Below are 23,276 nucleotides of genomic sequence, written 5' to 3'. Positions count from 1 at the left end.
AGAAAACGGCGCTACGCCGGATCGGCGAATACCGGTGCCTCCCCTGACATTCCGGCCACGACGGCCGCGATCTGGTTGGGCTTGCCGATCAGGCCGGTCTGCAACTCGCTTTCCAGTGCCAGCGCCGCCGCGGCGTCATCGCTGACCCACGTCTGGTCGTACAGACGCTTCGCCGCGCGAACCGCGTCAGGGGACTTCTGTGCGATCTCCTGCGCGAGTGCCAGCGCCGCAGACAGCGGATCGTCCGCGGTCCTGGTGACGAGCCCGAGGTCCGAGCCCTCGCTGCCGGACACGATGCGGCCGGTGAACGTCAACTCTTTCGCGACGTCGATCGGGACCAGCCGCGGCAGGGTTTGGGTGATAGCCATGTCCGGCACCAAACCCCACTTGACTTCCATGACGGACAACTTCGCGTCGGGCGCGGCGATCCGGATGTCGGCACCCAGCGCGATCTGCAGACCACCGCCGAAACAGTTGCCGTGGATCGCCGCGATCACCGGCGCCGGAACCAGCGACCAGTCGTAGGTCACGCGTTGCGCAACGTTGGCGACCCGGCCCTCGTCGCGTTTCAGTAGCACCCCGGTACCGCCTTCGCCGGACATGAAGCTAGCGACGTCCAGGCCGGAGCAGAAGCTCTTACCCTCACCGTGCAGCACGACTGCGCGCACGGACGCATCGCCGGCCAACTGCTGGGCGGCAGCCACCAAACCCTCGAACATCGCTTGGTCGAGCGCGTTGTGTTTGTCCGAGCGCACCATCGTCACCGTTGCGACGCCGCTGGACTCTGTCTGCACGCGCACTCTGTCTTGGCTCACGCGTGGCAATCTACCGCGACCTCAGACGTGTGCTCCGCGCGTCGGAGCGCTGATCGCTCGACGCATGCCTATCCTCGGCGCATGATCCAGCCCGAGGACGTCGTGGTCATTCACACCGACGGCGGGTGCAGACCAAACCCGGGGCCCGGCGGCTGGGGGGCCGTGCTGCGCCTACGGCACCACGTGCGCGAGATGTGTGGCGGCGAGTCGGGCGTGACCAGCAACAACCGCATGGAACTGACGGCGCCGATCATGGCGCTGGAGGCATTGACCCGGCCGGTGTCGGTACACCTGTACACGGACAGCACCTATGTCCGCAACGGCATCACCAAGTGGGTTGCCGGCTGGGAACGCAACGGCTGGCAGACCGCCGCCAAGCAGCCGGTGAAGAACGTCGACCTGTGGCAGCGGCTCCAGGCGGCGTGCGCGCGGCATCAGGTCGAGTGGTTCTGGGTGCGGGGACACGCGGGTGTCGCGGACAACGAACTGGCCGACCAACTCGCCACTCGGGGTATGCAGGAAGCGATCGCCCTAATGGCGACCAAGTGATCAGTGAATTCTGGCGCTTCCGCCGAGGCCGATCTCGAGAACGCTGCCGGTGATCACCCCAGGATCGGTGACCAGAAAAAGCAAGCCGCGGCTGACATCTTCAGGCGCCAGCCAGGGCTGAGGAATCGGGTTGGCTTTCATCATCCTGCGCACCAGATCGTCGGGAACGTCGTCGTCGCCCTCCGGCTGCACCATCGGCGTCTGCACCGTCGTCGGGCAGATGACGTTGACCGTGATGCCTTCCTTGGCGACCTCCAAGGCCAGCGACTTGGCGAGCCCGATGACGCCCCATTTCGTGGCGTTGTATGCGGCCAACTCCGGGATGCCCATCCGTCCGCCCATCGATGAGGTGACGACTATCCGGCCGAATCGCTGACGTCGCATCACGGGGATGGCGGCACGCAGCGTATGAAAGGCGCCCGTCAGATTGGTGTCCACCAACTGCTGCCAGACCTCGTCGGTGACGCCTTCCAGCGGTCCGGTGCTGACGATTCCGGCGTTGGCCACCACGATGTCGAGACTTCCGAACCTGTCCACCGTCTCCTCGACGGCCGCGCCCACCGCGGCCGAGTCCCGCACATCCATCGTGAGCGGAAGGCACGGTGCGCCAAGTGCTTCCACCTGCTTGGTGGTGTGCCGTAGGTCGTCCTCGGTACCCAGCGGATAGGTCAATCCAGCCATGGGACGCGGCGCGTCGGCAACGACGACGCTCGCGCCTTCGCGTGCCAGTGCCACGGCGTGTGCGCGGCCCTGCCCCCTCGCCCCTCCAGTCACGAACGCGACCCGGCCATCCAACGCACCCATAGCCGGCAACGTTAACGCACAGTCCGATTCCCGAGCGGCGGGCGATGTGCTGCAAACGAAATTGTTGGGATCGGTAGCAAACGCGAAAACGTGTACTCGATGCGTTTCGACGTCACATAATGACTCTCAAGGAAAGGATGCAGCGATGAAGAGAACGGCTCGGCTCGCATCGACTGTCGTCGCGGCTGGCGGCGTAGCCGCGGCCGGTCTGACGCTCGGTGGTGGCGTTGCACAGGCCGACACCTGGTGTCCGGGACAGGCTCTGCCGTTCCCGATGATTCGGTGGGACATGAACTTGTGCCACACCTGGTATGCGGTTCCTTCTGGTCAGGGCAACGTGAAAATGGTTGCGCTGAGCGGTGACCCGATAGACAGCTGGATCCTGGCGGACGCACCGGCACCGGTTTTCGCGCCGCCGCCTCCGCCTACCGGGCCGCCGCCGGGTACGCCGTTCTGCAGCCCGCGCGGTGCGCTGATCATCATCCCGCCGATCTGCGACGAGATCGGCGTCGACTGGCCACCTGGGTCGCTGAACGGCTAGACGGAGTCAGCGTAATTCGGCCACGACGGATCCGATGCTGTCGCGCCGAGGCTTTCTGAGCGCGGCGCTGACTGGCGCTGGCTTGCTCTCGCTGGGAATGCCTGGGCTCGGGGCTCCTACTCGATTGTGTTGCCCGGCCGTGCCGACGCGCATGCACTGCTGGCTGTCCCGCTCGATGACAAAGTCTTCTTCGCTGGCGAGGCGGTCTCGGAACTCAGCTACGGCACGCTGCACGGCGCGTATCTCAGCGGTCAAGCCGCGGCGAACCGCGTCCGCGACCTGCTCTGACCAGGGCCATCCGGTTCGGCTGGTTACTGTACCGTCCGGACGGTACAGTACCGTGGTCGAGTTCGATCAAGGAGGCTTTTCGTGGGCAGTTATATGCAGCTGCTCCGAACGCCTGGCTTGTTCCGGGTGACCGCATCACAACTGTTCGCGCGACTGCCGCTCGGAATGCTGTCGCTGGCCATCCTGATGCATCTTTCGGAAAAAACGGGATCATTCGGACAGGCCGGCTTGGTCGTCGCGTGTGTCAGCCTTGCGGAGGCAATCGCGATGCCTGTCAGCGCCCGGCTCACCGGCAGATTCGGCGTGACACCCGTGGTGCTGTCGGCAGCGACGATGAACAGCATCGGCTTCCTGGCATTGGCGTTTGCTCCCGCGCATCTGCTATTGCTGGCTGCATTGGGAACCCTTGTGGGAGCTACGATCCCACCCTTGATGCCCGCGGTGCGCGCGCTTTACCCGAGGATGGTTCCTGCCGACACAGTGCGTGCTTTGTTCGCCTTCGATACCACCGCACAGGAACTGATCTGGGTCGCAGGCCCGGTAGTGGTGACCGTGTTGACCTCGCTGATCTCCACGGCCGTGCCACTGGTCGCGGCAGCGGCTATCACGCTGACCGGATCGGTCGCCTTTGTGTTGAGCCTGACCGTGCGTCAGCCCCGAATCGCCCGTAACACTTCGTCATTCGGCCGGGTGCTGGCCCGCCAAGAGGTGCTGTTGGCCTTCGCCGCCAACCTCGCTCTTGTCGCTTCGTTCATGGCGATGGAGGTCGGGGTCGTCGCTCAACTGGGTCACTCGATGGCGGGTGTGGCGATCTCCGTGTCGAGCCTTGGATCACTGATCGGCGGCCTGCTACTCGGGCACCGCCGACTCGGCCTCGGCGCGTTGGTGACGACGTTGGCCGTCGTCGTGGCAGGGACAGTGCTGACGGGCCTCGTCACCGGCCCTCTGCAGTTCGTGGCGCTGTTCGCCGCTGGCTTCGGATTCGCACCTGCAATGGCCGTTTTGTATCACGCCGTCTCACGCGGCGTCGCTGAAAGCGTTGCGGCCGAAGCCTTCGGGTGGCTCAACACCGGCGCACTGGCCGGCGGCGCGGCCGGCACCGCGCTGTCGGGCGCTCTCAACGACGCCTGGGGACCAGGCGGGTCGTATGCCGTGGCGAGTGCCCTGGCCGTCGGCGCGGCGGCCAGCCCGCTGATCGCCCGCGTGTTCGGTCCCGTCCGCGGCTTTTCGGCAGAGAAGGCTGCTCTTGAGACACCGGCGCGGGTTACCGTTGACCGCGACACATCATCAGTTATTCACGCCTCTGCGGAGGCAGACGACGAGAGTGCTCAGTGCCACGAGGGGACCGACGAGACGAGTTGCTGGACGCCGCCGAGCAGGTGTTGACCCGAGGCGGTCCACAGGCTTTGACCCTGCAGGCCGTCGCCGATGCGGCTGGCGTTTCCAAAGGTGGCCTGTTATATCACTTTTCGAACAAGAGTGAGCTCGTTCGAGGGTTGGTGGAGCGGCTCGTCGACGATACGAACAGTAATTACGCGCAATGGGACGACGGCCGGCCCGGTGCGTACACCCGCGCTTACATCGCATCCACTTGCCACAGTCTGACGACCGCGGATGCCGACCGGGTGCTTCGCCGGTGGGCGGTCATCCTGGCCGCGAGTACCGAACCGGATATGCAGGGGCCGATCGCGAAAGCGTTCGAGGCGTGGATGTGGCCGGAGCCGGGAGTGGACAGTTTCCCGCTACGCGCCCAAATCGCCCGGCTTGCAGCCGACGGTCTCTGGTGGAATGCCATGTTCGTCAAGGCTTTTCGCGATCCTGAGCTCAACAAACGGATCGCTGCCGCGCTGGTCGACTACGCCGAGGGCCGAGATCAGCCCGAAGAGTGACTACTGCGATCACTCAAGGGCGTTGTCAGAAAACTTTTTTCAATCACCCTCGGGCTAGTAGAGACCGTGCGTCCTGAGGTCGTCGAGCATTGCAGTGACGGCCGCAATGATCTCGGCATCTGGGCTGTGGAATCGCCTGCCCATCACCTGGATGGCGGCGTCTATGCGCTGAAGGAGCGCGCGATAGGCGTCGCCCGCGGCCTCGGCGTAGCCATCCGCGGACAGATTGGCCAATTGACGACTCAGATCCTTGGCCTGCTCCTGCACCTTCCATGCGAGGTTGCGCGTGAACTCGAGATCAGGCACAAACTGCGACTCAACATCCGCGGCCAGCCCGACTTCCAGTACGTAATCGATTTGGTACAGCGCATCGATCGTCGTTTCGACAGGGCCGATGTGGTTACGCAGTTCCATCGGCGGGACGGGAATCGTCAATAGCTGTGTCGAGACCTGGGCCCTCGCCCACCGCTCCATATCCGCGGCATGGGCCTGCCAGCGAGCGATCTCGGCCTCGGCAGCTTCCCGTGCGGCAGCCATCTCGACTTCAGCAGCCTCCCGTGCAGCAGAGATGTCTGCGCTCGCCTGCCCCTGCGCCGCTGCCACCTCTGCGGCGGCGTCCGAGCGCACCTTTTCCAGTTCGCTGCGCACCCGCTGCACGGCTTCCTCGCCCGACGCGCGTTCGGTTGTCCGTTCGGTGGTGCGCTCGACGGCACGGGCCTCTGCAGCCCGCATCTTCTCCTCGGCCGCCGCCACTTCGGCCGCCGCCTGCGCGCGGACCCGCTCGATCTCGGCCTGCAGGTGTTGGGCGGTTTTCTCCGCGGCCGCCCGTTCGGTCGTCCGCTCGGTGGCCCGCTCGACGGCACGCGCCTCTACAGCCCGCACCTTCTCCTCGGCCGCCGCCACTTCGGCCGCCGCCTGCGCGCGGACCCGCTCGATCTCGGCCCGCAGCTGTTGCATCGCTTCGTGTTCCGCCGCCCGCTCCGCTGCCCGGTCAGCATCCCTGCGCGCGGCCTCGGCCTCCACCGCGCGGACCCGCTCACGCGCCGCCGCGGCCACGCGTGCGGATTCCCGGGCTTCATCGCGAGCTAGCGAGGCCGCCGCCTCGGCGTCCAGCCTGCCCTGATGCGCCTCGCGGGCCTGTTCCTCGGCCACCCGCCGCCGGTGCTCGGCTTCGACGAGCTGCATCGCCAGCGACCGGCGTGGCACGGGTGGCCCGTTGCGTTCGCGATGCTGGGCGAGTTCGCGTTCACTCATCCCGGCCAATGCGACCGATTCCGCCCGTGCCGATAGCCCCAGCCGTTCAGCGGCCGCAACCGAGTCCGCGGCCGCGCGTCGTGTCAACGCCGCCCACCTGTCGACGTCGAGGTCTTCGATGTGTTGCCTAGTGGTCGTCATCGGCGCCGCCGCCCTCCCCCGCTCTCCGTCACCGTTGCGGAAGATGTTGCCGCCGAGGGCTTTTCAGTACGTTCTGGCTTTCGGTTGTTGTCGCCGTTGCCATCAGGGGTACTAGCCTTCGCGATGCCAGAGACGGGACCGGCCTGCTGTGCCAGTACCAGCAAGAGCTGCTCCTGGTGCACCGCGACGGCCTTGGCGAGCGTCTCGTCGCCGAGCCGCTCGGCTTCGCGGAGCAGCCCACCCAAGAGCTCCAGAGTCACCGCGGGCCCAAGTCCCAGGGTGGCGCCCTCGCTGGCGGCAGGTTCTATCCCAGCGGTGTCAACCACCCACTGCCATCGCTGCCACGCCAGAGCGCTTGCCGTGTCGTCACGAGCCTGGTCTTGACGCCGTTCCTCCTGCTCACGCCGCTGCTCGAAGCGCTGACGGGCCCGTCGAGATGCGTAGAGCACAGCACACGCTGCGACGACCGCAGCCAGCAGCGCCACTACGCCGGCGAAGCCGGGCGAGGCCACGAAGTCCCGCGCCGGTAGATCTCCCAGAACACCCGCTCGCAGAACACGATTCACCGTGCCAGTCTCGCACTGCGACGGCGTCCACGCTGACGGCAATCTCATGCGCAACCCCGCGAGTACCAGCGTTGTGAGCAGTCGGTGAGTTCGGCGCTTGGTGGCAGCCGGCCTGCGGACCCCGCGAGTTATCCCATCAGTAGCCGGGAGTAACTCCAGACACATCAGCTAACTTTTGAAACAGGCAATTTGCGAAAGCAACTTCGCCGTGTCGGAGTAGCTTGTTATCTTGCGATAGCGATGCGAAAAGGGAGAACCAATGATTGCTAAGTTTGCTATTGCGTTGCTGATGCTGAGTGCCGCCACCGTCGGAATGTCGCCGTCGGCAAACGCCGACGTGAACCCGGGTTGCCAAAATGACCTCTGGGGATTTCTCGGTAGCCAAACGCGCACCATCTGCGACGGCCCGAGGGCGGCCGACGGGAGCTGGGTCCGATACCGCATGGTCTGGGTGCCGGCCCACAACGTGCCGCTTCGCACCAGCTGCAGCAGCTACAGCTGTACCACCACCGGCGGCTACTTCCAGCAGGAGCAGGTCTTCGAAAAGGTCAAGTATCCGGTAACCGACGACACGGTGGTGCCCGGCGAACCCGGCTGGCTGCCGCCGACCTACACCGACGCCGGTGGCTTCTCGCCGATCAACTTCAACTAGCGCCACCAACGGCGACCGCAGTCCTGCAGATCGCCGTGCGTAGGTCCGGTTCATAGTGCTGCCGGGGTCGCGCGTTTGTGGCCGGTCGGCCGTGGGCATCCGGATGCGCATGGATGGCCTGACCCGACTTCGTCGCGCGCAGCAGCGGATTGTCAAGATCGAGCGGCGCATGTGGCTGGCGCAGATATTGATGTGGCCGGCCGTGATTGCAGTCGGGGTCTTTTCGGTCGGCGGAGTGGTCTTCGTTCTGCGGCGCCGGTCTGCCGGTGGTCGGCACGAAATGCCGGACACACCGGGAGCGCACGAGACGGGCACCGTGAGCGTGGCACCCAACGGCGGCCTCACCCCGGTGTGACGGTCGACCCACGCGCAGGTGCGTCGTCGAGACCGTCAGAAGCGAGGACGCGAGCGCGAGCGGAAGGGCCACGTCGCCGAGACATTCACCTTGGTACCGGTCACTGTGGCTAGCAGGAGGCCGATGAGTGGGGCTAGCGGCAATGTGATCATGAACAGCCCACGTCACCCTCGATAAGGAATCGGATTCTCGCTGAGCCGAGAGATGACCCGCTTACACGCGGGGCACGGATTCCTTCAGCAGAGAGCGAGGGAAGATGGTCACTATCCTGCTACGCGCCGTCGAGCGTGCCGTCTCGACACCGTTCCGCGCCCTGGCCGCCATACGCGCTGTGAAGTCATATGGGCACGACCCGTACGACGACTGGCCCGAATACGACGAGGACCGCTGACCGACGGACGGCCGAGCATCTGGTCGTCCACGCGGGAGGCGACGGCGAGCACTGCTGCTACGCGAACCCACGATCTCGCGCTACCCATCGCGGTGGGATCACTCATCCCGACGGCAACGGGGCGGGCATCGACGCGATTGCTGTCATGGTGATGCGTTCAAGTAGGCGACTCTCCGAATTAGCGCGCGCAACAACCACCGAATCGCCTCGTTTTCGGCACTAGTCGTTGCTCGCGTTGTGCTGGCCTTTGCCAACGACGCCGAGCTGCGGCCGCCGATCAAGACCTACATGGCCAGCGATCCGCGACCTACTGACGTGTCAGCCGCGGCAGGCAGACAAGCCCCGGCCGATGGCCGAGGCAATCTGTAACCGATGACGCGAATCAGGTGTAATCCATGATCGACTCGTCACATAAGTGCAGCTAAGGGGGACGCGAACCCACCATATGGGTCCACGAACCGTCTCTAACAGTGATTCCGAACTTGCTCGTTCAATTTCGGCCTTGTTGGCCACCAGCAGGTCTACTTCGTCGTGTTGACGCCTTCAACACCCAAGAAGACCGCGACAGCGAGCGCGGCCATCCGTCGATGACATCGCCACAGTGCACAAACAGCTTTAGCAGCTGACTGCGGTGAGGGCCTATCGACGGAGACTGCCTTTCGCCAGCGACCCACGGATTTTGAGAAGCAGCCGGCCGAGTCGACGGCAACCCGAGATAAGCGACCGGTCGGCTAATATTGGTGCGTGCCCCGCCCTCCCAACCCCGCCGTGCGTCGTCGCCTGCTTGCGGCAGGCCTCGACCTGGTGCACTCACGTGGTTTCGCCGCCAGCGGCGTCAAGGACATCACCGATGCAGCCGGGGTGCCGAAAGGGTCGTTCTACGCGTACTTCCCCAGTAAAGAGGCCCTTGCCGCGGCGATTCTCGACCACTATTGGGCCGATATCGAGATGCGGCTCCTGCCGCTTCTCGACACGGATGGCTCAACGCAGGAACGCATTACGCGCTTCTTCCACGCGCTTGCTGACGAACATGAGGCCGGTGATTTTCTGCTTGGCTGCCTGGTCGGCAACCTGTCGCTCGAGCTTGGCGGGTCAAGCGAGCCGACGCGCGCCGAACTCGTGCGCATTCTTCACTGCTGGGACGAGGCTCTTACCGCATGCGTCCGGTCCGGACAGGCCGCCGCCGATGATGTCCGTAGGGATCTCGATGCGGCAGAGCTCGCCGCCCTACTGATCGAAGCCTGGGAGGGCGCGGCCCTTCGCGGCAAGGTGACACGCAGCCGCGCCCCCTATGACAGGTTCGAATCGATCACCGTCCCCGCACTCCTCCACTGAATCTGCCCCCTCGAGACGTCCCCTCTGCAAAACTTGATTTATAGACGACTGGTCATCTATCATGATGAAGCCCGATCGACTAATTTCCCGCCCACCAAGGGATGGCCCTCATGACAGACCTGACCACCGCCGCCGAACCAGAGCACCCTGCGCTGCCGCCGTCGGGATTTGTGCTCGATCTCGAGCACGCCGCACTCGTCATCACCGATCCGCAGATCGACTTCCTCAGTCCGGACGGCGTCTCGTGGCCGGTGTTCGGCGACAGTATCCGCGAGAACGACACCGTCGCTCACATCGGCGAACTGTTGCACGCCGCCAAACAGGCGGGGATCACCGTCGCCATTTCGCCGCACTATTTCTATCCCACCGACAAGCAGTGGCGGTTCGGTGATCCGCTCGAACAGTTCATGAGCGGAGTCGGCATGTTCGGGCGCCAGGGCGCGTACACGACGGATGGCTTCGCGGGTTCAGGCGCCGACTTTCTTCCTGACTTTCAACACGACATCCACGATGGGAAGACAGTGATCGCGTCTCCTCACAAGATTGTCGGCCCCGAGTCGAACGACCTTGTGCTGCAACTGCGCAAGCGGCGCGTGACCCAGGTCATTTTGGCGGGAATGGCCGCCAATCTGTGCGTAGAAGGCCACCTGCGCGAGTTAGTCGAGCAGGGCTTCGAAGTCGCCGTCGTCAAAGACGCCACGGCCGGACCTCGACTGCCCGAAGGCGACGGGTACCTGGCGGCGCTCGTGAATTTTCGCTTCCTCGCTAGTGCGGTGTGGACCACCGCTGAGGCCGGCGCCCAATTAACCAAGTCAAAAAGACAAGGAGTCTGAAAGACATGACATCAATTGACGATCTAAGTCAGCATCGGTTCCTTCTGAACGACAGCAAGGGTGCGATACCTGCCCTCGGGTTCGGCACGCTCGTGTCGGACAGCGCGGAAACCCGCAGCGCCACCACGGCTGCTGTCAAGGCAGGCTTCCGTCACCTCGACTGCGCCGAACGCTACCGAAACGAAGACGAAGTTGGTCTGGCGATCAAAGAACTGATCGCCGACGGGACCGTCCGGCGCGAAGAGCTGTTCGTGACCACGAAGCTCTGGAACAACAACCACCGACCTGAGCGGGTGAGACCCGCGCTGCAGGCCAGTCTGAACAGACTCGGGCTCGACAGCGTCGACCTGTATCTGATGCATACCCCTTTCGCATTCAAGCCCGGCGACGACCAGGACCCTCGCGACGCGCACGGCGCCGTCGTCTATGACAATGGAGTCACGCTGGAGGAAACATGGACTGCGATGGAATCCCTTGTCGATGAAGGGCTTTGCCGCGCGATAGGCCTCTCCGATATCGATGTCCCGCGAACCCGGCGGATCATCGACTCCGCGCGAATCAAACCCGCTGTCGTCGAGGTCGAGTCGCACCCTTACCACCCGCAGTGGGAACTGCACGAACTCTGTGACAGGGAGGGCATCATTGTGCTGGCTTTCGCGCCGCTCGGGCACGCGCTGGAACCACGACTGCTGGACGACCCGCTCATCGTCACGACGGCCCGGCACTTCGGGAGAACCCCCGCGCAAGTGCTGCTGGCGTGGGGGATTCAACGAGGCACAGCAGTTCTGACGTCGTCCGTCAGGCCGGGGCGCATCATCGAGAACTTCGACGTCACTGCCCTTCCCGAGAGCGCGATAGAAGAGATCAACATGCGACTCGAAACTCGTATCCGATTCAATTCTGTTGTGGACGCGGGAGAACCGGGTTTCAGTGAAGTGCCAACGGGTAGTTGAGGAAGCGGTCTGAGGTGGTGACAGTGCCGTCATCCGTTGGCGCCGAGCGTCGCCGCGTCCTTGTTCTTCCACGGCTGTTCATCCGCGCATCGGGATTCGATGTCACGGCGGTCGTCGGCTACTGGCGCCGACCGGTTCCCCTTGCGCCGGCGGACCCCGCTGAGACGCAGCGGGTGATCTCGATCTCGGTGCATGAGCTTGCCGAGCCAAAGCGCTGGCACGACTACACTGTCGGGGTCTGGCACGTCCCGGCACGCGCCTCTATCACGACGCCCTGTTGTGGGGGTATACCGCCGAGTTGTAGGCGTTCATGAGTAAGAACATCGGAAAACCCTAGGGGCCAGAACTATTGAGCGGGCGGAAAGGCATCCTCGACGCGAATCGGCGCGACGCCGAGTTCGGCAGCCACCGCGTCGATCGCCTGCCGCGCGATGTCGAGATCGACCTGACCGTCGGGCGTGAAGTACGGGGCGACATAGCGCTCGTAGTGTTGTTGCGCTTCGTCAGGAGTCAGTCGCGGGAGGAACGAGGCGAGGTAGGCCGCAGCGAGGTCAGGCCGCTCGGCGATTGTTCGCAGCGCCCGCTGGTTGGCGCGCACGAGAGCGCGCAGTGCAGGGCCGTTCAGCGGAATGTGAGCGGGATCGACCGCGACCCCAACAGTCGGGATCTGGAAGTGATCGCCGACCCATGCCAGTAGGTGGAACCCTTCTTCTTCGGCGACCTGTTCAGGCGAGAGCGTGCTGCCGACGTACGCCGCGTCGATCGAACCGTCCCGAAGGCGTCGCAGATCCATCTGGTAATCCCCGGGTGCCCGCACCACGCATTGCAGATCGCGATCGGGGTCAAGACCGTGCTTGCGCAAGACAATTCGGGCGAAACAACCGGGGGCGGTGTGGCTTCCGTGGACGGCCAGGCGGCGCCCGCGAAGGTCCGCCATGGATGCCACCTCGTCGTTGCCGAGAAACCAGAACAATGGACGGTGGGTGTTGATGCTCAGCATCGTCCAGTCGATGCCGTCGGTCAGCCGGGACAGTAGTGCCCGGCCAAGGCCTATCGTCGCGCCCCGGCGCACGCGCTCCGTATCCCAACCGACTCCATCGCGAATCGCGACATGGACGCCTTCATCCTCGTAGTAGCCTTCCTGGTCGGCAACGTAGGCGATCAGCTCCTCGTGGTATCCGTGGCCGACATAGGTCAGGTCGATGGTCTGCATGGTCGAACTCCTTGCTCATGTTGACGGCGCACAGATCAGGTCCGCCGCTACCGGCGGCACGCCGATTTCGGCGGCTACCGCGTTGATCCCGCGCTGTGCGACGGCGATATCCACTCGACCATGGGGCGTGAAGGACGGGCGGATGTGTCGCTCGTAGTACCGCTGAGCTTCCTCACGCGTCAGTCGGGTGAGGAACGAGGCGATGTAAATCACGGCTCGATCGGGCTGTTCGGCGATCACCCACAGGGCCCGATTGTTGGCCCGCACCAACGCTTGCAGCGCGGGGCTGTCCAGCGGGACGTGAGCGGGATCGACCGCAATCCCAACGGTCGGGATCTGGACGTGGTCGCCGACCCAAGCCAGCACGTGAAACCCCTCCTCCCCAGCGACCTGTTTGGGGGAGAACGTGGTGCCGACGAACGCGGCGTCGATCGAACCGTCTCGAAGCCGTCGCAGGTCCATTTGATAGTCACCCGGAAGCCGCGCCACAGTCCAGGTCGTGGTCGGGATCAAGGCCGTACTGGCGCAACGTGATCCGAGTGAACCAACCGGGAGCGGTCTGCCCGGGATGAACCGCCACGCGGCGCCCACGAAGGTCTTCCATGGACGTCACGTCGGCGTTGCCGAGAAACCAGAACAACGGACATGGTTGTTGACGCTCAATACCTTCCAGTCGATGCCGCCGGTCAGTCGGTGTAATAGCGCCCGGCCCAGTCCAATCGACGGGCCGCGGCGCAGACGCTCCGGATCCCAGCCAACCCCATTGTGGATGGCGACGTGAACGCCCTCGTCCTCGAAATAACCCTCCTGGTCGGCAACATAGGCGACCAGTTCTTCGTGGACACCGTGCTCGACATAGGCCAGATCGATCGTGTCCATGGCCGCTAGAAGAGCCCTCGGCGGGCGCCGGCGTCCATGGCGAGGGTGGCGCCGTGTAGTGCATCGGCCTCGGGCGCCAACAATTGAGCTACTGCCCAGCTGACCTGGTCGACGGTGGTCATCTGGCCCAGAGGTGAGTGCGATCGGTATTCGTCGAGGACCGTCTCGACGCTGACGCCGCGGGCCTCGGCGTCCGCGGCCGCAAAGCGGCGGAGGCGATCGGTCTCCAAGGCGCCGGGAGCGATCATGTGCACAGTCACTCCCCGCGGCCCGTATGCGTCGGCGAGCTGACGAATGAGGTTGGCCAGAGCCGCGTTGGTGACGCCGGCTCCGCAGGTTTGCGGTGTGGGCTCGGAGCCGAAATGACCTCCGATGGCGACGATCCGGGCCCCCTTGACCAACCGGTCGTCAACGGCACGGATCAACCGCAGCAGTCCCCCGAGCTTCAGCGACACCGCCCGCCCGAGGGCGTCCGGTTCGATCGTGGCCAAAGGTCCGGCCGGCGGCACCGCCGCTGACTGGACGACCATCCGGACGGGCCCGGACACTGCTCCGGCGATCGCTTCACTTGACGAGTCATCGCCGATGTCTGTGGCGCACAGCGTGATCCCGTCATCGCTCGCGCACAACTGCTCGAGGCGGTCTCGATCGCGGGCCACGGCGACTACAGGCATCCCAGCCTTGCGTAACCGCGCAACGATGGCGGCGCCGACCTCGCCGGTCGCGCCGACGACGACGGCTTGCCCACTCGGGGCGGCCTGGTCGATGGTGTTCATGGTTTTTCCGTTCAATCCATCGCCAGGCCGCCGTTGACCGGCAGATAATGCCCGGTGGTGAAACCGGACTCCTCACTCGCCAAGAAGGCCACCGTGCGGGCCACCTCCTCGGGGCGTACCAGGCGCCCCATGGGATTGGTTGCGCCGAGGCGGCTCACCTTGTCGGGTGTCAGCTGACCGGTGACCTTCGTTTCGTCGACGGTGGCCGGTGCGACGAGGTTCGCCGTGATGCCGTGCGGCGCCAGCTCGAGTGCGATGTAGCGGACAAACTGGTCCAGAGCCGCCTTGGCGGTGCCCAGCGTGATCATCCCCTCGCGCGGACGCCGGGACAATCCCGTGCTGAGGTACACCAGCCGCCCGTAATTCCGGGAAATCATTCCCGGCACAACGGCTTTGGTGACCAGAAACGCGGCGCGCAGTTCGCGGTCGAGCTTGCCGCCAAGCTGCTCCCAGCTGAGGTCGGCGAAGGACGTGACATCGAACGGGATCAAGGCGTTGTGGACGAGCACATCGACCCCGCCCCACCGCTGTTCGGCTTGACTCACCATCGCGGCCACATCGTCGGACTCAGTGACATCGGCCCGGATCGCCACCGCCTCACCGCCTGCGGCGGTCACGGACCGGACCACGTCGTCCGCCTCCTCGGCACTGGAGCGGTAATTGACAACCACCTGAAAACCCTGCTCCGCGAGGACCAATGCGGTTGCGGCACCAATGCCCCGACTGGCTCCGGTGATCAGCGCGACACGACTCATCGGTAACACCTTCGTCCCTCAGCGGGGGGCACCGGGATCCCTTTTCGGGAATTCACAGCCATCTCCATGACTCCCCTTCGCTCGGTCCACTCCCACTGTTCGCGGCTCGGTAACCTCAGTCAAATAGAAGATTCGATGGAATTTCCTCAGTTGAACTCAGCTTCATGCGAATGATCTGCGCCAGATGGAGTACTTCGTTGCGGTCGCCGAGAGAGGCTCGATCGCCGCGGCAGCTTCCGACTTACCCATCTCGCAATCAGCGGTGTCGGTGGCGATCTCCGAGCTCGAGAACATCGTGGGGGTGCGGTTACTGCACCGAGTGAGGGCACGTGGCGTCACGCTCACGGCCGCGGGTACCGCGCTGCTGCCGGAAGTCCGGTCGCTGGTCACGCGGGCACGAGAGCTCGAACGCAACGCCGCAGACATTGGCGGTTCCCTGGCGGGTGAGTTGAGAGTCGCGTTGGACCCCGTGCTCACTCCCGTTCTCCTCCCCGGGGTCATGTCGGGATTCTTGAGTCGCTACCCCGGAGTGGATTTCAGCTTCGAGGAGGGCACAAGCGATGAGGCACAGGACTGGCTCATTCAGGGGCGATGCGACGTCGTTCTGATGTATGACCTCGGGGTTCGCGACAGCCTCAGCGCTCACCCACTCTTCGCGGCCCAACCAAAGGTCCTGGTGGCCCAAGAACTCGTCGGGCCAGACAGCCACAGCATCGCACTGCGCAGTCTCGAAGACGAGCCCATGATCCTCATCGATATTTCACCGGGAGAAGCCTTCTACCGCGCAATCCTGTCCCGCGCCGGGGTGACGCCCCGGGTGGTGCATCGGACGTCGAGCGTCGAAGGCGTACGCGCGCTCGTCGCACGTGGATTCGGATGGTCGATGCTTCTGCAGCAGTCCCGCACCAAGCTCAGCTACGAGGGACGGGCGTATCGCGAACTCGACATCGCCGATGATGTCCCACACGTCGCCGTCGTGGCGGTGACTCCTCGTGGACGGCTGACGCGCAGGACCGCCGCCTTTTGTGACTACTGCACCAAATTCTTCGGCTCCGGCCCAGGCTCCTGGCTGTGAGCAACCGACTATCACGCCAAGGCGGGGATCTTCCGGGGTGGTGCGCTGGTGTTGGCGTGGTGTTGCTAAAAGCGCCCAAAACCCGCGCACGGTAGCGGCATCACTAATGCCAAGTAAGGCTCTTACGAACCCCGTTACCTGGTGGAGCCTAGGGTGTGTAAAACCACGACATAGGTGACAGGTGAGTCGGGTCATGGGTTACACCTGCGATGAACGTGGATGAGTCGAGTCATAGGTGACAGTCGTGAGTCATGTCGAAAGCCCGCGTTGTGGTGTTGGAAGTGGTCTCCGGAAACCTCACGGTCAGCGCCGCAGCCCGCACCTATGGCCTGTCGCAGCAACACGTTTACCGGCTGCTCAAGCGCTACCGCGACGGCGGTCTGGATGCCGTTGACCCGCGGTCACGACGACCAGCCAGCAATCCCCTTGCAGTGCACGGGCTCTGGTCGACGGCACCGACGCCGAGGTGCTGTCTTGGCTCGACGACCACTCCCGCTACCTACTGACTGCACCGCCTACCGGTGCGTGGCCGTCGGCGATGTCGTGGCCAGCTTCACCGAGACCGCCGCCGCCTACGGGCTGCCGGCCTCCACACAAACTCTGGCTCAGCGGGCGCCCCCGTCCCTCGACATCACCGAACTACAAACCCTGCTCGACACCTTCGCCGCGATCTACAACACCGAGCGCCCCCACCGCGCCACACCACAAACCGCCTACCTGGCCCGGCCCGAAGCACACCCCGCCGCAGCCGTCGAACATTTCCGCATCCGCCACCGTCTGCAGCAAAACCCGCCACCAACTCATTGCCAGCCACCCCATCTACCCCGACCACAACTACTGGCGCAACCAACAGAAAAACCCCGGCCGATGGCCGAGGAAATCTGTAACCGATGAGGCGACTCACCTGTAACCGATGACTCGACTCATCGCATAAGTGGGTCTAAGGGGACTCGAACCCATGCCGTGTCGTGCAGAAGCCGCTTGAACTGGGGTAGTTATTGCCCGACGGCGTTACGTGGGGCGTTTGTGTCCAGGGAATGTGCCTCCGTGTGTTACGCGACGTAACGGTGCTGGCCGGCATGTGGGTGTCACCGATGATCCAACCGGTATCGGCTGAGACGAGGCACAGTCCTGACGGTAGCCGCCACCGATTCCGCGCCGGCGAACCCCGAACGCCTTCGCACAGTGCCCCTGAAAGGCAACAGTTTTCTTGTCTTAGGCCTTCACCACACAGCGGGCGATCCCAGCCGGGCATCCGCGCGTTTATGGCGATCTGTCGTTACGCCACTTAGTAGATCTACAGCTCTTTAATCCATCTTCAGCGTCGTGTGATTAGTTGGCCAAGATGCGCTGTGTGTACAGCAGGCTGGCGTTGAAATAGGTCAGGTAGGCAAGTGTGGCGGCCAGGGCGGCTTGACGAGTACGAGAGTTGAGCAGCGCTATGCCTAGTGCCGCTTCGATGCTGCCGTTGATCAAAACGTGGGCGCGGATGTTGTCCTTGAAAGCCAATCGATTAACCGGTTCGAACGCGGCTGGGCACAGAAGGTGCGCGATACCGGACACTGTGAGTGCAAGTCCGCCGAACAATGCCCATCGTTCAGAAGCCTTGGGCTTCGACTTCACGGCGCCGACCTCTCGTGGAGAACGACGGGGAGGTGGGTAGGGCCACGCAGTGAGCTATTGGTGGACCACGTTGTGGGTCCGGTCATTTCGATCCGTGACACGCGATCAACCAGTTCACGGAGAACGGCTTGTGCCTCCATGCGTGCCAGTGGCGCTCCGAGGCATAGATGTGGACCGTAGCCAAAGCCGACGTGAGAGCGGGGGTTTCGGTCCGCGCGGAAGGTGTTGGGGTCCTCGAAGGCAAGTGGATCGCGGTTGGCCGCCCCGAACGACATCAGCACCCGCGAGCCCGTTGGGATGGTGACCTCGCCTACTTGATAGTCGGCACGGGTGTAGCGGTAGAGGTTTTGAATGGGGCTGGTGTAGCGGACATGTTCCTCGATGGCCTGCGGGATGAGGTCCGGGTTGGCACGGATCATGTCGTACTGATCGGGGTAATGCGCGTAGGTGTGCAGCATCCCGCCCAGCAGGTTCGTGGTGGTCTCATTACCGGCGATCAGCAGCAGGATGGCGATATAGAACAACTGGTTGTCGGTGAGCGCTCCGTCGGTGTTGTGCTCCAACAGCCGTCCGAGGACGGTGTTCGATCCTTTGAGGTCTCCCTGTGCGAGGTGCTTCAAGAAGTAGCGGTGCAGCGCTACAGCGGCCCGCATGGATCGCGCGGTACTCACGACGCCACTCACCGTGGGGGTGAAGTTGATCAGTTGGGTGCTGTCGTCTGACCAACGGCGGAAGTCGGCGATGTCGCTCTCGGGGACGCCGAGGATGGCGGCGATCACCCGAAGCGGCATCGGCATTGTTAGCCGCTCTACGGCATCACAGTGGCCAGCAGCAATCATGTCGTCGACGAGTTCGGCGGCAAGCTTGTCGATGATGGTGCGCCAACTGTCCAGAGCACCTTTTGTGAACGCCGGCTGGACTTGTTTACGGAGGCGGCTGTGCTGCTCGCCATCGGTGACCACGACCAGATCGGCGACCATCCGTACTCGGGTCACTCCATGGCTGCTGGTTACCCGGTCTGTGTCGCGTAGGGCTGCGCGGACATCGTCGAGTCTGTGCAGAATCCAGGTCGCGCGCCGGGGGTTGTAGTGAACACGTCCGCTGCGGTGCAAAGCGTCGTAGGCAGCGTGGGGTTGTGCGGCGACGGCTGGGTCCAACGGGTCATAGTCGGTATTGACCGCGCCCGTCCAGCCGCTGTAGCCACGTCTGTGCGTGCGGATCGCCGCAGAGACGTTCAATCGCCCCGCCGCAACCAGCGGCGAGAACATCAAGGCCGCACCGTCAGCGACCCTTCCAAGCTTCAAGATCAGCACACCCTTTCGACAGCACTCCCCTCAGAGTCATTACCTGCCGACCGAGAGGTCAATGGGTGGCATCAAAGTTGAAAGGCTTACTACATTGCCGGTTACCACTTCTGTCCTCGGGAATTGCGCAGAGCTGCGCACATCGATGAGGCATATCACCGAATATGTCTCGTGGTGAGAGAACGGATTTGTTGTCTGTCTGCGCCTCAGCGGGAAGGCTGGTAGCCGTGGGACGGAAAGACTGGGTCCTCAGAGCGGACCGTAGCGCGGAAGCGCGTGACCGGATTATGTCGACGGCCTCAGAGTTCGTCTCGCGCAATGGTTTTGAAGCGTTCACCATCAATGCGCTGGCTGCGGAGTTGAATTGCTCGCCGGCAACGATCTATCGCCACGCCGGAGGGAAAGCGGAGATCCTCGAACGTCTTATCTTTGCGTTTTCGCAGCGGATAATCGGCTCGATACGGCAAGCCATCGCCGGGATGGAGGGAACTGAGCGCGTCGCGACTGCCATCATCGTCGCGCTCGACCTCATGCGAGGTGAGCCGCTCGGAAAGCTGATGATCGGCGGCCTTAGCCCCGACCGCGACGCTGGGACCGTGACCGCATCGCCGTTCGTGGCCAAGATGGCCGAAGAAATGATCGGGCGCAGCGACCCGCTGGCTGCACAGTGGCTTATCCGCATGACCTTTGCCTTGTGGTATTGGCCCGCCAAGGACAAACACACCGAGCATGAACTGGTGAAGCGGTTCGCCGCACCATCGGTGACCCTGGGACTTCGCTAAAAATACGCTTGAACTGCGAATATATGGTGGAGCTAAGCGGATTCGAACCCCTGGCGATCCTGGCATAAATGGCGATTGAGCTGCATATTATTGCGCTTTAAGCTGCAGCGGCGTCGACGAGATCGTGCGCGCCTCCGATACCGACTGGACCCTCGCCAGGGCAGCGCCCTCACCGGCAAGCCGGCCGTCGGTTCCGTGCGGGCCGCGGAGGCCGGCACCGAAAAGCCCGGCACGCGGATCAACCGCGCCGACCTCGCTGCTTTCCTCGTCGACACCGTCGAGGACGGCACGTGGATCCACAAGGCGCCGCTTGTCTGGAATACCCGAGGCTGATCCGCCATAGGGCCGGTGACAAACCACAGCATTTCAAGGCGCATCGCGATCGTCGCGGCGTGCGCAAAACATCCTCTAACCTGCGGTTTCCTGGTGGAGCTAAGGGGACTCGAACCCCTGACCCCCACACTGCCAGTGTGGTGCGCTACCAGCTGCGCCATAGCCCCGTGATGTTGTGCCCATCGAAGTTACACCACCTGCGGGTTCGCATTCAAAACGGCCGGTCACGGCAGCTCGCCGCCGACTTCCGGGCCCAGTGCGCGCGCCGGGGTGTGCTCGGTCGGCCGCGGCCGGGTCTCCGGGGCCAGCACCCACCCGACGGCGGCGACCAGCAGGATTCCGCCGCTGATCACGAATGCGGCGCCGAACGAGACGTGCTGGGCGATCTCCCCGACCGCGAGTGAGCCGCCGATCGCACCGACGTCGGCCATCATCTGGTACGTGGCGACGGCCGTCCCTCCCCTGGCCCTGCTGCCGATGATGTCCGCGACGGCAGCCTGCTGCGGGGACGTGAACATGCCCGCGGCCGCGCCCGCCACCAGCGCGCCTGCCAGGAACAGCGTCAACGACGAAGCCAGGCCCACCGCCATCGTCGCCACCCCGGACACCGAAAGCCCCACGATCAACAGCGTGCGCCGCCCGATGCGATCCGAAAGGTAGCCGCTGGGGATCACCGCGGCGACGTTGCCGACCGCGAACGTCGCCAACGCCAGCCCGGCAACGCGCGGCCCGCGGTGCAGCAACTCGGTGACGAACAACGGCACCAACGCAATACGCAAGCCGAAGACCGACCAGCCCGTCGCGAAGTTGGAGAACAGCGCCGACCAATACGCCTTGTGGTGCAACGCCATTCGCAACGTGACCGGATCGTGGTCGTCGTGAGCCGGTGCCGCCAACGTCGAATGCCTGAGGTAGAAGAACACCACGGCGGCGGCGATCAGCAGCGCCACACCGTAGATCGCGAACGGCGCCGACAGTCCCAGCCCTGCGGTCAGGCTGCCCAGCACCGGGCCGCCGACCGAGCCGACAAGGAACGCGCTCGAGAACATGCCTGCGACGCGGCCTCGTGCATCCGGCGGCGAAATCCTGATCATCAGTCCGAGCGACGAGACAGTGAACATCGCCGAGCCGAAGCCACCGAGCGAGCGGAACAGCAGCAATTGCCAGTACGTCTGCGCGAATGCGCATGCACCCGTCGACACCGCGACGATCAACAGCCCGCTGACGTAAACGCGCCGCTCCCCGATCTTCTGGACGAACAGCCCGCTGGCCGGCGCCGACACCAGACGCATCAACGAGAACGCGGTGATCACGAACGTGGCGGCGCTGATGCTGACCCCGAAGTCGCGGGCATACTGCGGCAGGACTGGCGAGACCACGCCATAGCCGAGGGCGACCACCACGTTCGCGGTGATCAGCACCCAGACTTCGCTCGGGAGCTTCGACCTGGCGTCAGCCGAACGCTCCCCCTCCGCGACACTCACCCTATGACTGTATTAACCACGTCCTTGGCGGCCTCCTGCACCTCCGCCAGGTGCTCGGGACCTTTGAAAGACTCCGCGTAGATCTTGTAGACGTCCTCGGTGCCCGATGGCCGCGCCGCAAACCAGGCGTTCTCGGTGGTCACCTTCAACCCGCCCAGCGCTGCGCCGTTACCCGGCGCGGTAGTCAGCTTGGCGGTGATCGCCTCACCCGCCAACTCCGTCGCGGTCACCTGCTCCGCCGACAACTTCGCCAGCCGCGCCTTCTGTTCCCGGTCTGCAGGCGCGTCGATGCGCGCATACGTTGGGGCGCCGTACTTTTCGGCCAGCTCCGCATACCGTTCAGACGGGGTCTGTCCGGTCACCGCAAGGATCTCCGACGCGAGCAGCGCCAGGATGATGCCGTCCTTGTCGGTGGTCCACGTCGACCCGTCACGGCGCAGGAATGACGCCCCGGCACTCTCCTCGCCACCGAAACCGATTGTGCCGCCGATCAATCCGTCGACGAACCACTTGAACCCGACCGGAACCTCGACCAGTTTGCGGCCCAGCCCGGCGACCACCCTGTCGATGATCGATGAGCTGACGGCGGTCTTACCCACCGCGGTCGACGCGGGCCAATCGGGCCGCTTGGTGTACAGGTAGTCGATGGCCACCGCGAGATAGTGGTTCGGGTTGAGCAGCCCGCCGTCGGGGGTGACGATTCCGTGCCGGTCGGAGTCGGCATCATTGCCGGTGGCGATCTGATAGCTGTCGCGGTTGGCGATGAGCGATGCCATCGCATTCGGTGAACTACAGTCCATGCGGATCTTGCCGTCGGTGTCGAGCGTCATGAACCGCCACGTCGCGTCGACAAGCGGATTGACCACCGTCAGGGCCAGGTTGTGCCGCTCTGCGATGGCACCCCAGTAGTCGACGCTGGCTCCGCCGAGCGGGTCGGCGCCGATGCGGATCCCTTCGGCGCTGATCGCGTGCAGATCGACCACGTTCGGCAGGTCCGCCACGTACGCGTCCAGGTAGTCGTGCCGCTGGGTGCTCTGCAACGCCCTGGCCAGCGGCACCCGTTTCACGTCTTTGAGCCCGTCGCGCAGAATTTCGTTGGCACGCTTGGCGATGACCGATGTGGCGTCGGTGTCGGCAGGTCCGCCGTTGGGCGGGTTGTACTTGAAGCCGCCGTCGCGCGGCGGATTATGCGATGGAGTGACCACGATGCCGTCGGCCAGATCGCCGTCTCGGTCGCGGTTGAAGGTCAGAATTGCATGGCTGACCGCAGGTGTCGGGGTATAGCGGTCCGCCGAATCGATCATCGCCACAACGTCATTGGCGGCCAGCACCTCGAGCGCCGAGGCCCACGCAGGTTCGGACAGCGCGTGCGTGTCGCGCCCGATGAACAACGGCCCGGTGGTGCCCTGTGCCGCGCGGTATTCGACGATGGCCTGGGTGGTGGCCACGATGTGCGCCTCGTTGAACGCGGCGTCCATACTCGATCCGCGGTGGCCCGAGGTGCCGAAGACCACCTGCTGATCGGCGTTGTCGGGGTCGGGTTCGACGGTGTAGTAGGCCGTCACGACCTGCGCGACATCGATGAGGTCTTCTGGTTGGGCCGGCTGGCCGGCACGTGGATTCGCAGCCATGCCTATAGATTCTGCTCCTGTCGACACCGGGTCGTACGCCCGAGCGGAAGCTCGA

Annotated in this window: 29 protein-coding genes, 1 tRNA gene and 1 pseudogene; 16 read left to right on the top strand and 15 right to left on the bottom strand. The window is 64.3% G+C overall.

Translation table 11 applies throughout. The features are described from left to right. Positions 1-11: 11 nt before the first annotated feature. The gene (locus ACGFK1_RS01130; protein WP_393424337.1) at positions 12-815 is read right to left on the bottom strand and encodes a crotonase/enoyl-CoA hydratase family protein; all 804 of its coding nucleotides are present in this window, start codon (positions 813-815) and stop codon (positions 12-14) included. Between the two features lie 81 nt (positions 816-896). Between ACGFK1_RS01130 and rnhA the strand changes: the two genes are divergently transcribed. Next, entirely contained in the window at positions 897-1,364 is a 468-nt protein-coding gene (gene rnhA, locus ACGFK1_RS01125; RefSeq protein ID WP_393424334.1) for a ribonuclease HI, read from the top strand. On the opposite strand, the gene ACGFK1_RS01120 is transcribed toward rnhA, so the two are convergent. Beyond that, entirely contained in the window at positions 1,365-2,168 is an 804-nt protein-coding gene (locus ACGFK1_RS01120) for a mycofactocin-coupled SDR family oxidoreductase (protein ID WP_393424331.1), read from the bottom strand. It lies immediately after the preceding gene. 145 nt (positions 2,169-2,313) lie between these two features. On the opposite strand from ACGFK1_RS01120, the gene ACGFK1_RS01115 reads away from it, so the two are divergent. The 4 genes and pseudogenes from ACGFK1_RS01115 to ACGFK1_RS01100 all read left to right on the top strand — a co-directional run bounded on the left by ACGFK1_RS01115 (position 2,314) and on the right by ACGFK1_RS01100 (position 4,886). After that, entirely contained in the window at positions 2,314-2,709 is a 396-nt protein-coding gene (locus tag ACGFK1_RS01115; protein WP_393424328.1) for a hypothetical protein, read from the top strand. 90 nt (positions 2,710-2,799) lie between these two features. Next, positions 2,800-2,997 (top strand): annotated as a pseudogene (locus ACGFK1_RS01110) (FAD-dependent oxidoreductase); the annotation flags it as partial. A gap of 126 nt (positions 2,998-3,123) precedes the next feature. Beyond that, entirely contained in the window at positions 3,124-4,383 is a 1,260-nt protein-coding gene (locus ACGFK1_RS01105) for an MFS transporter (RefSeq protein WP_393424325.1), read from the top strand. Beyond that, positions 4,356-4,886, top strand: a complete 531-nt coding sequence (locus ACGFK1_RS01100; RefSeq protein ID WP_393424322.1) for a TetR family transcriptional regulator — start codon at positions 4,356-4,358, stop codon at positions 4,884-4,886. The genes ACGFK1_RS01105 and ACGFK1_RS01100 overlap by 28 nt, the downstream gene beginning before the upstream one ends. Before the next feature lie 54 nt (positions 4,887-4,940). On the opposite strand, the gene ACGFK1_RS01095 is transcribed toward ACGFK1_RS01100, so the two are convergent. Then, positions 4,941-6,281 carry a hypothetical protein gene (locus ACGFK1_RS01095; RefSeq protein WP_393424319.1) on the bottom strand — a complete coding sequence of 447 codons (1,341 nt, stop codon included), beginning with the start codon at positions 6,279-6,281 and terminating at the stop codon, positions 4,941-4,943. Further along, positions 6,278-6,847, bottom strand: coding sequence for a hypothetical protein (locus tag ACGFK1_RS01090; protein ID WP_393424316.1), 570 nt, complete (start codon positions 6,845-6,847; stop codon positions 6,278-6,280). Before ACGFK1_RS01090 ends, ACGFK1_RS01095 begins: the two co-directional genes overlap by 4 nt. A gap of 259 nt (positions 6,848-7,106) precedes the next feature. Here ACGFK1_RS01090 and ACGFK1_RS01085 point away from each other — a divergent pair, with 259 nt between their 5' ends. The 6 genes from ACGFK1_RS01085 to ACGFK1_RS01060 all read left to right on the top strand — a co-directional run bounded on the left by ACGFK1_RS01085 (position 7,107) and on the right by ACGFK1_RS01060 (position 11,366). Further along, entirely contained in the window at positions 7,107-7,499 is a 393-nt protein-coding gene (locus tag ACGFK1_RS01085) for a hypothetical protein (protein ID WP_393424313.1), read from the top strand. Between the two features lie 91 nt (positions 7,500-7,590). Further along, entirely contained in the window at positions 7,591-7,854 is a 264-nt protein-coding gene (locus ACGFK1_RS01080; RefSeq protein WP_393424310.1) for a hypothetical protein, read from the top strand. Between the two features lie 256 nt (positions 7,855-8,110). Further along, positions 8,111-8,245, top strand: coding sequence for a hypothetical protein (locus ACGFK1_RS01075; RefSeq protein WP_393424307.1), 135 nt, complete (start codon positions 8,111-8,113; stop codon positions 8,243-8,245). A 744-nt stretch (positions 8,246-8,989) separates the two neighbouring features. Continuing rightward, positions 8,990-9,580, top strand: a complete 591-nt coding sequence (locus ACGFK1_RS01070) for a TetR/AcrR family transcriptional regulator (RefSeq protein ID WP_393424304.1) — start codon at positions 8,990-8,992, stop codon at positions 9,578-9,580. Positions 9,581-9,750: 170 nt separating this feature from the next. After that, a complete protein-coding gene (locus tag ACGFK1_RS01065) occupies positions 9,751-10,413 on the top strand; it encodes a cysteine hydrolase (RefSeq protein ID WP_393424301.1) in 663 nt (220 codons plus the stop codon). A gap of 5 nt (positions 10,414-10,418) precedes the next feature. After that, positions 10,419-11,366, top strand: coding sequence for an aldo/keto reductase (locus ACGFK1_RS01060; RefSeq protein ID WP_393424298.1), 948 nt, complete (start codon positions 10,419-10,421; stop codon positions 11,364-11,366). A gap of 29 nt (positions 11,367-11,395) precedes the next feature. On the opposite strand, the gene ACGFK1_RS01055 is transcribed toward ACGFK1_RS01060, so the two are convergent. The 6 genes from ACGFK1_RS01055 to ACGFK1_RS01030 all read right to left on the bottom strand — a co-directional run bounded on the left by ACGFK1_RS01055 (position 11,396) and on the right by ACGFK1_RS01030 (position 14,989). Next, complete coding sequence (locus ACGFK1_RS01055; RefSeq protein WP_393424295.1) at positions 11,396-11,587, bottom strand: hypothetical protein; 192 nt, start codon at positions 11,585-11,587, stop codon at positions 11,396-11,398. 125 nt (positions 11,588-11,712) lie between these two features. Next, entirely contained in the window at positions 11,713-12,579 is an 867-nt protein-coding gene (locus ACGFK1_RS01050) for an ABC transporter substrate-binding protein (protein ID WP_393424292.1), read from the bottom strand. 15 nt (positions 12,580-12,594) lie between these two features. Then, positions 12,595-13,041: a hypothetical protein gene (locus ACGFK1_RS01045; protein ID WP_393424289.1), complete on the bottom strand. Its 447-nt coding sequence runs from the start codon at positions 13,039-13,041 to the stop codon at positions 12,595-12,597. 147 nt (positions 13,042-13,188) lie between these two features. Beyond that, positions 13,189-13,458 (bottom strand): hypothetical protein, encoded by a 270-nt coding sequence (locus tag ACGFK1_RS01040; RefSeq protein ID WP_393424286.1) that lies wholly within the window; start codon positions 13,456-13,458, stop codon positions 13,189-13,191. 5 nt (positions 13,459-13,463) lie between these two features. Beyond that, positions 13,464-14,234 (bottom strand): SDR family oxidoreductase, encoded by a 771-nt coding sequence (locus tag ACGFK1_RS01035; protein ID WP_393424283.1) that lies wholly within the window; start codon positions 14,232-14,234, stop codon positions 13,464-13,466. Positions 14,235-14,245: 11 nt separating this feature from the next. Further along, positions 14,246-14,989, bottom strand: a complete 744-nt coding sequence (locus tag ACGFK1_RS01030) for an SDR family NAD(P)-dependent oxidoreductase (RefSeq protein ID WP_393424280.1) — start codon at positions 14,987-14,989, stop codon at positions 14,246-14,248. A gap of 184 nt (positions 14,990-15,173) precedes the next feature. Here ACGFK1_RS01030 and ACGFK1_RS01025 point away from each other — a divergent pair, with 184 nt between their 5' ends. The 3 genes from ACGFK1_RS01025 to ACGFK1_RS01015 all read left to right on the top strand — a co-directional run bounded on the left by ACGFK1_RS01025 (position 15,174) and on the right by ACGFK1_RS01015 (position 16,958). Further along, a complete protein-coding gene (locus tag ACGFK1_RS01025; protein WP_393424277.1) occupies positions 15,174-16,064 on the top strand; it encodes a LysR family transcriptional regulator in 891 nt (296 codons plus the stop codon). A gap of 251 nt (positions 16,065-16,315) precedes the next feature. Next, complete coding sequence (locus tag ACGFK1_RS01020) at positions 16,316-16,570, top strand: helix-turn-helix domain-containing protein (protein WP_393424274.1); 255 nt, start codon at positions 16,316-16,318, stop codon at positions 16,568-16,570. Positions 16,571-16,589: 19 nt separating this feature from the next. Then, a complete protein-coding gene (locus tag ACGFK1_RS01015) occupies positions 16,590-16,958 on the top strand; it encodes a hypothetical protein (protein ID WP_393424271.1) in 369 nt (122 codons plus the stop codon). A gap of 438 nt (positions 16,959-17,396) precedes the next feature. Here ACGFK1_RS01015 and ACGFK1_RS01010 read toward each other — a convergent pair whose 3' ends face one another. Next, positions 17,397-17,687 carry a hypothetical protein gene (locus ACGFK1_RS01010; RefSeq protein WP_393424268.1) on the bottom strand — a complete coding sequence of 97 codons (291 nt, stop codon included), beginning with the start codon at positions 17,685-17,687 and terminating at the stop codon, positions 17,397-17,399. After that, positions 17,684-18,955, bottom strand: coding sequence for a cytochrome P450 (locus tag ACGFK1_RS01005; protein WP_393426242.1), 1,272 nt, complete (start codon positions 18,953-18,955; stop codon positions 17,684-17,686). Before ACGFK1_RS01005 ends, ACGFK1_RS01010 begins: the two co-directional genes overlap by 4 nt. A gap of 263 nt (positions 18,956-19,218) precedes the next feature. Between ACGFK1_RS01005 and ACGFK1_RS01000 the strand changes: the two genes are divergently transcribed. Together ACGFK1_RS01000 and ACGFK1_RS00995 are read left to right on the top strand one after the other, a co-directional pair. Beyond that, on the top strand, positions 19,219-19,773 hold the full coding sequence (locus ACGFK1_RS01000; protein WP_393424265.1) for a TetR/AcrR family transcriptional regulator: 555 nt from the start codon (positions 19,219-19,221) through the stop codon (positions 19,771-19,773). Between the two features lie 195 nt (positions 19,774-19,968). Next, positions 19,969-20,106, top strand: a complete 138-nt coding sequence (locus ACGFK1_RS00995) for a hypothetical protein (RefSeq protein ID WP_393424262.1) — start codon at positions 19,969-19,971, stop codon at positions 20,104-20,106. A gap of 91 nt (positions 20,107-20,197) precedes the next feature. Here the strand turns inward: ACGFK1_RS00995 and ACGFK1_RS00990 are convergent. The 3 genes from ACGFK1_RS00990 to pgm form a co-directional block, all read right to left on the bottom strand. Next, positions 20,198-20,273, bottom strand: a tRNA-Ala gene (locus ACGFK1_RS00990). A 57-nt stretch (positions 20,274-20,330) separates the two neighbouring features. Beyond that, the gene (locus ACGFK1_RS00985) at positions 20,331-21,590 is read right to left on the bottom strand and encodes an MFS transporter (protein ID WP_393424259.1); all 1,260 of its coding nucleotides are present in this window, start codon (positions 21,588-21,590) and stop codon (positions 20,331-20,333) included. Beyond that, positions 21,587-23,221 (bottom strand): phosphoglucomutase (alpha-D-glucose-1,6-bisphosphate-dependent), encoded by a 1,635-nt coding sequence (gene pgm, locus ACGFK1_RS00980; protein ID WP_393424256.1) that lies wholly within the window; start codon positions 23,219-23,221, stop codon positions 21,587-21,589. Before pgm ends, ACGFK1_RS00985 begins: the two co-directional genes overlap by 4 nt. Positions 23,222-23,276 lie beyond the last annotated feature (55 nt).

The sequence above is a fragment of the Mycobacterium sp. NPDC048908 genome, assembly GCF_043197955.1.
Lineage (GTDB): Bacteria > Actinomycetota > Actinomycetes > Mycobacteriales > Mycobacteriaceae > Mycobacterium.
The sequence above is the reverse complement of the archived record's forward strand: the minus strand, read 5'-3'. Positions and strand labels throughout refer to the sequence as shown.

Coding starts and splice junctions, on each gene's coding strand:
- ACGFK1_RS01045 (WP_393424289.1), bottom strand. CDS start 13,041: ATGGACCTGCGACGGCTTCGAGACGGTTCGATCGACGCCGCGTTCGTC.
- ACGFK1_RS01030 (WP_393424280.1), bottom strand. CDS start 14,989: ATGAGTCGTGTCGCGCTGATCACCGGAGCCAGTCGGGGCATTGGTGCC.
- ACGFK1_RS01075 (WP_393424307.1), top strand. CDS start 8,111: ATGGTCACTATCCTGCTACGCGCCGTCGAGCGTGCCGTCTCGACACCG.
- ACGFK1_RS01020 (WP_393424274.1), top strand. CDS start 16,316: ATGTCGAAAGCCCGCGTTGTGGTGTTGGAAGTGGTCTCCGGAAACCTC.
- ACGFK1_RS01025 (WP_393424277.1), top strand. CDS start 15,174: ATGGAGTACTTCGTTGCGGTCGCCGAGAGAGGCTCGATCGCCGCGGCA.
- ACGFK1_RS01115 (WP_393424328.1), top strand. CDS start 2,314: ATGAAGAGAACGGCTCGGCTCGCATCGACTGTCGTCGCGGCTGGCGGC.
- ACGFK1_RS01085 (WP_393424313.1), top strand. CDS start 7,107: ATGATTGCTAAGTTTGCTATTGCGTTGCTGATGCTGAGTGCCGCCACC.
- ACGFK1_RS01095 (WP_393424319.1), bottom strand. CDS start 6,281: ATGACGACCACTAGGCAACACATCGAAGACCTCGACGTCGACAGGTGG.
- rnhA (WP_393424334.1), top strand. CDS start 897: ATGATCCAGCCCGAGGACGTCGTGGTCATTCACACCGACGGCGGGTGC.
- ACGFK1_RS01005 (WP_393426242.1), bottom strand. CDS start 18,955: ATGTTCTCGCCGCTGGTTGCGGCGGGGCGATTGAACGTCTCTGCGGCG.
- ACGFK1_RS01040 (WP_393424286.1), bottom strand. CDS start 13,458: ATGGACACGATCGATCTGGCCTATGTCGAGCACGGTGTCCACGAAGAA.
- pgm (WP_393424256.1), bottom strand. CDS start 23,221: ATGGCTGCGAATCCACGTGCCGGCCAGCCGGCCCAACCAGAAGACCTC.
- ACGFK1_RS01035 (WP_393424283.1), bottom strand. CDS start 14,234: ATGAACACCATCGACCAGGCCGCCCCGAGTGGGCAAGCCGTCGTCGTC.
- ACGFK1_RS01120 (WP_393424331.1), bottom strand. CDS start 2,168: ATGGGTGCGTTGGATGGCCGGGTCGCGTTCGTGACTGGAGGGGCGAGG.
- ACGFK1_RS01060 (WP_393424298.1), top strand. CDS start 10,419: ATGACATCAATTGACGATCTAAGTCAGCATCGGTTCCTTCTGAACGAC.
- ACGFK1_RS01050 (WP_393424292.1), bottom strand. CDS start 12,579: ATGCAGACCATCGACCTGACCTATGTCGGCCACGGATACCACGAGGAG.